The sequence below is a fragment of the Leptolyngbya sp. FACHB-711 genome (assembly GCF_014695615.1).
In the GTDB taxonomy this organism is placed as follows: Bacteria; Cyanobacteriota; Cyanobacteriia; order Elainellales; family Elainellaceae; genus Leptolyngbya_A.
In genome coordinates, this window is record NZ_JACJOR010000091.1 from 1 (window position 1) to 6,378 (window position 6,378).

Genomic DNA, 6,378 nt, shown 5'->3' on the forward strand with positions numbered 1-6,378 from the left:
GTAAAATCTAAGTTGTGCTGATAGTAACAAACTGGCTTAACTCAAAACTATGCCTGCGGGCAGAATAAGGCAGGCTCTAGGGATGAAGCTGTAATTTCAAAACTGTCGTTGAATGTAGAAAAAGCATCAACAGTATCGTCCAGTCCGAGTCGATGCAAACTTTCGACCTTGGAATTATTGTACAGACGCAGCATCCCGTGCGACAGAGATTAGCCGATGCGGCGAATTCCCTCACATCTACGGCAAAGTCTGTCTTGAACATGCACCCTTAGCGGTATAAGGAGGAATGAAAATGGTATCGACTCTTGATGACACCAAGCGTCTTGCAATTGCCACAAAACTGGCAGATATGAAAGCATTGCAAAATCTGCTAATTCACAACGATCAGCTACTCCTGAATGCGATCGAAGATGATGAGATTCATCATGAGTTGCAGGAAATGCTAAAACAGGATGAAAAGAACCTGGGCATTCTGGAAACGGTCATCGTTCAGTATGGGGTTCCGGGTGAGTTAAAGGAAACGGTTGAGCAAAGTCTTGAGAACACCCAACACTTGATAGAAGATACTGAATTAACCCTGTCTGAGAAAGTTTTGCAGCATGAATTGCTGAAGCATCAGCAGACGATGGCAGGACTGATCATTCACAAAGCAGCACAGGTAGTTGGGGCTGATATTGAAGCAGCGATCGCGCCCTTACATGCCATCAACTTTGAAAACCGCGCTCATCAAGAACGGCTCAAAGGAATCTTAGAAGTGCTGGGGGTGCGTGAACTGACTGGACAAGATCCGGCTCAGGGACTGTTGGCAAGAAGCGAGGATGCGGTTGCAGCTTTCACAGGCATCGTGGGCAGTGTGGTGACGCGATCGGATGATGAGATGAGCCTCCGCGATCTGCTTTTGATGGATCACAGCAAGGCAGATATTCTGTTTGCCGAAATTTTAGGAAGTGATGATCCACAAAAAATTCAGGAGTATTTTGGGCAGCTTTATCGGGATGTCAAGGTTCACGGCTTAGCTGAAGAACAGGTTTTCTATCCGGCTCTCAGCCCCTACTACGAGCAGATGCAGGAAATTGTTGATCAAACCGATGATGCGATCAAGCTGCTGGATGAGGTCAAGCAAATCGATCCTGCCGACCCCAGCTTTAAAACACGAATTGAACAGGTGAGGCTTGCGGTTCGAGGTCATGTCGATCAAGAGGAGAATGATATCTTTCCCCGCATTAAACAGTATCTCAGTAACGATCAGCAGAAACAATTGGCGACGGATTTCAAAGCCGCTAAAAGTCAGTTACAGGAACAGGAGCAGGAACACCATAGAGCTATCCCTGTATTAGAGCCGCAGATGAGTCAGAGCAGAGGTGGTGGCAACACAAAACCCTGGTTTGTTTATATGAATCATAGAATTCCGTGGAAGCTTGTGTTTCAAACGAAGGCTGTGATCAACTGGGTTGAAGCCGTTTTGTTTCTGATAGGCGATCGATGGGTACGAGAATTTTTGAATACAGAACCACTCGTCAATCTCGAATACTCGCAGCTCTTCTATGGCTTCGTTTTCATCATCGGCATTGGTTATTGGTGGGTGAGCCAGGACGTTACGCAAAATCGCGGCATTGTCAAACTCGGGATTTTCGCCCAATTTAGCGTTTTTGGATTGCTTGCTTATCATACTTTGATCGGCAGTCTTCATCCGTTTTATCTGCTGTCCGGTGTGTTTGATTTGACCTTTGCAATCTTATTTGTTCTGTTCCTCTACTTCGATTCCCAGGCGAAACAAGATGTTCCAACGAATGGAGTTTTAGAGTAGTCAGAATCACATAGCAGGCGATCGATGGCGGAAGTGAGTTTGAGGAGTGTTCGAGGGGCTGCATTTCCCTCTAAATTCCCCAACTTTGGCGAACTTTGAAACTTAGGGAAGGCTGGCTCAGTTTCCCTGGAATTGGGGGCTGTTCGGATTTCGATCATCGATCTTTAACCTCTAAATCAATTAGTTGTAAATCAATAAATGTCCAAATCGATCGACTTATCTAAACCGCTGCCTACGGCTGATTTTTACCAATTGATCCATGAGCAAATCAGCAATGAAGATGACTCGATGAGTCAGCGGGTAAACTGGCTCATTCTTTCACAGTCATTCTTCTTTAGCGGGTTTGCGACACTTTTAACTTCACCGCCTGACCCAGAGAATGGCGGCTATGCAGAGTTACATCAACTCTTGCTCTGGATCGTTCCTGGCATTTCTTTAATCACAAGCATTCTGATTTATGTCGGAATTCTGGTTTCCCTGGTTTATATGGCTGAATTACGGAACCTGTTTCAAACCTATCCGCAGGATGATACAACCGAGCATTATCCGCCAATCCAAGGTACAACGCTGACTCGTCGTTTAGCCCAAATGCCTGCGATCGTCTTACCCCTGCTTTTCATCTCCACTTGGACAGTTTTATTGATTCAGGAAGTGCGTTAGAGATGGGTTGAACATTCAGCGCGGCAGTGCATCACGACGTGATCGAACACAGTAGCTTACGCAGCATTGAACAAAGTATTGATGCAGTAGAACAAGTTGACGCAATAGAACAAGCTGACGCAGTAGAACAAAGTGAGGAAGTCGATGAATTCAACGCAAAAGATGTCCCCGCCAGCCGTGTGGGCTGGACTGGAATGTACGGTGAATCGAATTGGCGATCGATATTTTGACCAAATGGAATGGAATGGACACGCCAATCGAATTGAGGATCTGAAACGATTCGCCGCGCTGGGTGTGGAAATGATCCGCTATCCGATCCTGTGGGAACGCATTGCGCCGAATGGGGTAGAACAGGCAGATTGGTCATGGGCAGATGAGCGGCTGAAAATGCTGGATGAGTTGGGCATTTGTCCGATCGCCGGATTAGTGCATCACGGCAGCGGTCCTCGCGATACCAGCCTGATCGATCCGGCATTTCCAGAAAAGCTGGCAGAATATGCGCGGGCGGTTGCCGAGCGATATCCCTGGCTGAGCCATTACACGCCTGTGAATGAGCCGTTAACGACTGCCAGATTTAGCGGGCTGTATGGTCACTGGTATCCGCATGAGCGCGATGACCTGATGTTTGCCAAAGCATTGATTCACGAGTGCCGTGCCACGGTGCTTTCCATGCAGGCAATTCGAGAAATTAATCCGCGGGCACAGCTCGTACAAACCGAAGATCTGGGCAAAACCTTTAGCACGCCTCTGCTGACATACCAGGCACAGCTTGAGAACGATCGCCGCTGGCTGTCGCTCGATTTGCTGTGCGGGCGCGTCAATCCTGACCATCCCCTGTGGAGCTATCTGCTGGGGGCAGGCGTTGAGGCAGACGAGCTGCTGTGGTTTGAAGGCAATTCCTGTCCGCCCGATATTATCGGCATTAATCGCTATGTGTGCGGCGATCGGTTTATTGATGAACGAATGGAACGCTATCCCGAACATACGCGGGGCGGCAATGGCAAGCATCAATACGCCGATGTGGAAGCGGTGTGGGTCTGTGCCGATGGCATTTACGATCACGCGGCTCTGCTAAAGGAAGTCTGGCAACGCTATGGGCAGCCGATTGCTATTACTGAAGCCCATTTAGGCTGTACTCGCGAGGAGCAGTTGCGCTGGCTGAAAGAAATCTGGCAGGTGGCTCAGGCAGTACGAAATGAAGGGGTAGACTTTCGAGCCGTCACAGTCTGGTCGCTGCTGGGGACTTACGACTGGAATAGCCTGGTGACTCGCGACGATGGATTTTACGAGCCGGGTGTATTTGATGTCCGATCGGCGGTGCCCCGTCCGACGGCGATCGCTAAAATGGTGCAATCGATCGCCACAGGGCAGGAATATACCCACCCGTTACTGGATCTCCCCGGGTGGTGGCAGCGATCGCAGCGGTTGCTCTACCCACCTGTTAACTATTCACAAAAATCAGGCGGATGGATTGATACAGAATCAGGGGCGGTTTGTCGCTCCGTCGAGATGAGGCGGATTGGAAAAGATTCTGCTGCCGCTTCCACGCCGCCACTGCTCATTACGGGCGCGACGGGTACCCTGGGACAAGCCTTTGCTCGCCTTTGTGAAATTCGCGGCATTCCCTATCACCTGCTGTCTCGTCAGGAGATGGATATTACAGACTCTACTTCGGTAGCGCAAGCGTTGAAGGAATTGCAGCCGTGGGCGATCGTGAATGCAGCAGGATACGTGCGAGTCGATGATGCCGAGCGGGAACCGCACCTGTGCCATCGCGTCAACGCCGAAGGGGCAACGATTCTAGCGGAAGCCTGTGCCGATCGCGGCATTGCAATGGTGAAATTTTCCTCGGATTTGGTATTTGACGGCAACCGCGCTGAACCCTATACGGAAAGTCAGCAAGTCGCGCCGCTTAACGTTTACGGACGGAGTAAGGCGATCGCGGAACAGCAGGTTCTAGCCGCTCATCCCAATTCTCTAGTGATTCGCACCAGTGCCTTCTTTAGCCCCTGGGATGCCTATAACTTCTTGACGATCGCCCTTCGCACCCTGTCAGCCGGACAACCGTTTATTGCCGCATCGGATGCGATCGTTTCGCCTACCTATGTGCCCGATCTGGTCAACGTGACGCTGGACTTGCTGATTGATGGCGAATCTGGGCTGTGGCATCTGGCAAACGAGGGGGCGATTGCTTGGGCAGACCTCGCACGGGAAGCTGCCAGGCTTGCAGGACTTGATCACACTCGCATTGATGCCCGTCCTGCTAAAGAACTCAACTGGGTTGCGCCTCGTCCGGTTTACAGTGCGCTGACAAGTGAACGAGGGGTGTTGCTGCCGGACCTGGAGCAGGCGATCGGGCGATATCTGAAAGAGCGCGTTTCAGCCTGAACGGGGTAGACCAGCGTTGCAGGGTGTTTCTGAGCGATTGCCGCTGAGGTTCCTGGAGCCAGGCCAGCGGCAGCAGCGCAACGAGCCGGAAAATGCTGGAAAGCGCAAATAGTTCTGTGATGTTACCTGCATTGCTAGATTGCGCCAGCCAGCCCCCTGCTAACGCCCCCATTGCCCCCGCCACACCCCCGATCGCCGCCGTGGTTGCAAAATACTTGGTTTGGTGCTGCACCGGAACGATCGCAAATTGCAGATTGTTGATGCACAGGTCGATCGCCGCCCCCGTCCCACCGCCTAAAAGATGCAGAAGCGGAAACCAGAGCCAGAGCGAGTGTGAATTTGCACCCGTCCCCAGCCAGAACAGCGGCGTCACCGCAACCAGCAGCCCATTCAGCAGCAGAATCGATCGATTGCCAATCCGGTCTGCCAGCCTACCCCACTGAAGAAGCATCAGCAGATTCGCGCCTGCTCCTATCCCGTTGTAGAGCGTGACCCAGCTCAAATCCAGAGCCAGATCATTCAGTAAATACAGATTAAAAAAGGGATTACTGAGGTTAATCCCAAATGCCCACAAGCCGAAGTAGAGCAGGAATAGCCCGTAATGAGAGTTGTGGAATAGTTTGTAGAAAAGGCTGGGGTCAGCTGTCTGAGGCAAACTGGCGACCGGGTGGCTCGTCTGGCTCTCCTCGATCTCCTGCATTCCAGGACAAAGCTCCACAGTTTCCTCTTGAGCGCGATCGCAAATCACCGCATTTTCGGGTTGAGAGACTGCCGGGCCAGAACCATTTGCCTGCGGATTGATATTTCCCTGAAAACTAATGTTTTCCTGAGAACCAATATTTGCCTGAGAGCCAATATTCGCCTGTGGATTTACATCGACCATGCGCGACTGAAAGCCCAGGCTAATGACTCCTGCAACAACTGCCACAATCATCATCACGCCAAATCCCTGAATGCTGCCCCCCGTCCAGCGCGAGACAACCACACCCAGCAGCGGCAGGGCAATCAAACCGGTCAGGCTAAAGGCACTATTCCGCAAGCCGAAATACCGTCCGCGCAACTGTCGGGGAACCAGTGTCGCCAACCAAGACAGCCAGGAAGCACTGCCGATTGCATTTATCAAATGCGTAATCAGCATCACCACCAACGTCGCGAAAATCATCGGCTGCAACTGGTTAGGATGTCGGCTAGAAATCAGGATGACGATCGCCAGCGGCAGCCACAGCAAGCGGGAAAAGCCGTAAACCCAGAGACTATAGCGACGACGGCTCGTGGTGCAATCTGATAAATAAGCCCCAAGGGGCTGCAAGAGATTTGCCACCATTGGCATCGAAGCCAGCATCCCAATCTGAAGCGGCGTTGCCTTCAGCTCGACGAGAAAATTACTAATCAGCACTCCGCCAGTCACGCTAGAAAAAAGCGTTGCAAAAATGCCGTCCAGCGTTGAAGCGCGGAGACTAGAGCGAATTTCATCTTTTGAAATTTTGGTTAGCACTTGGTTTGTTGACACGGTGTTTCTTGAC

The 6,378-nt window shown here is 51.2% G+C and carries 4 protein-coding genes; 3 read left to right on the top strand and 1 reads right to left on the bottom strand.

Features of this window, described 5'->3' with window-relative positions:
• The first annotated feature begins 292 nt into the window (after positions 1–292).
• The 3 genes from H6F80_RS02725 (at position 293) to H6F80_RS02735 (ending at position 4,855) form a co-directional block, all read left to right on the top strand.
• Complete coding sequence (locus H6F80_RS02725; protein ID WP_190790077.1) at positions 293–1,807, top strand: hemerythrin domain-containing protein; 1,515 nt, start codon at positions 293–295, stop codon at positions 1,805–1,807.
• Positions 1,808–2,005: 198 nt separating this feature from the next.
• The gene (locus tag H6F80_RS02730; protein WP_190790078.1) at positions 2,006–2,467 is read left to right on the top strand and encodes a hypothetical protein; all 462 of its coding nucleotides are present in this window, start codon (positions 2,006–2,008) and stop codon (positions 2,465–2,467) included.
• Between the two features lie 144 nt (positions 2,468–2,611).
• Entirely contained in the window at positions 2,612–4,855 is a 2,244-nt protein-coding gene (locus H6F80_RS02735) for an SDR family oxidoreductase (protein ID WP_190790079.1), read from the top strand.
• Here H6F80_RS02735 and H6F80_RS02740 read toward each other — a convergent pair.
• On the bottom strand, positions 4,740–6,378 hold a 1,639-nt coding region (locus H6F80_RS02740), incomplete at its 5' end, for an MFS transporter (RefSeq protein ID WP_190790080.1). The genes H6F80_RS02735 and H6F80_RS02740 overlap by 116 nt on opposite strands.

Bases quoted from the DNA above. Each gene is read 5' to 3' on its own strand.
- H6F80_RS02725 (WP_190790077.1), top strand. From the start codon at position 293: ATGGTATCGACTCTTGATGACACCAAGCGTCTTGCAATTGCCACAAAA.
- H6F80_RS02735 (WP_190790079.1), top strand. From the start codon at position 2,612: ATGAATTCAACGCAAAAGATGTCCCCGCCAGCCGTGTGGGCTGGACTG.
- H6F80_RS02730 (WP_190790078.1), top strand. From the start codon at position 2,006: ATGTCCAAATCGATCGACTTATCTAAACCGCTGCCTACGGCTGATTTT.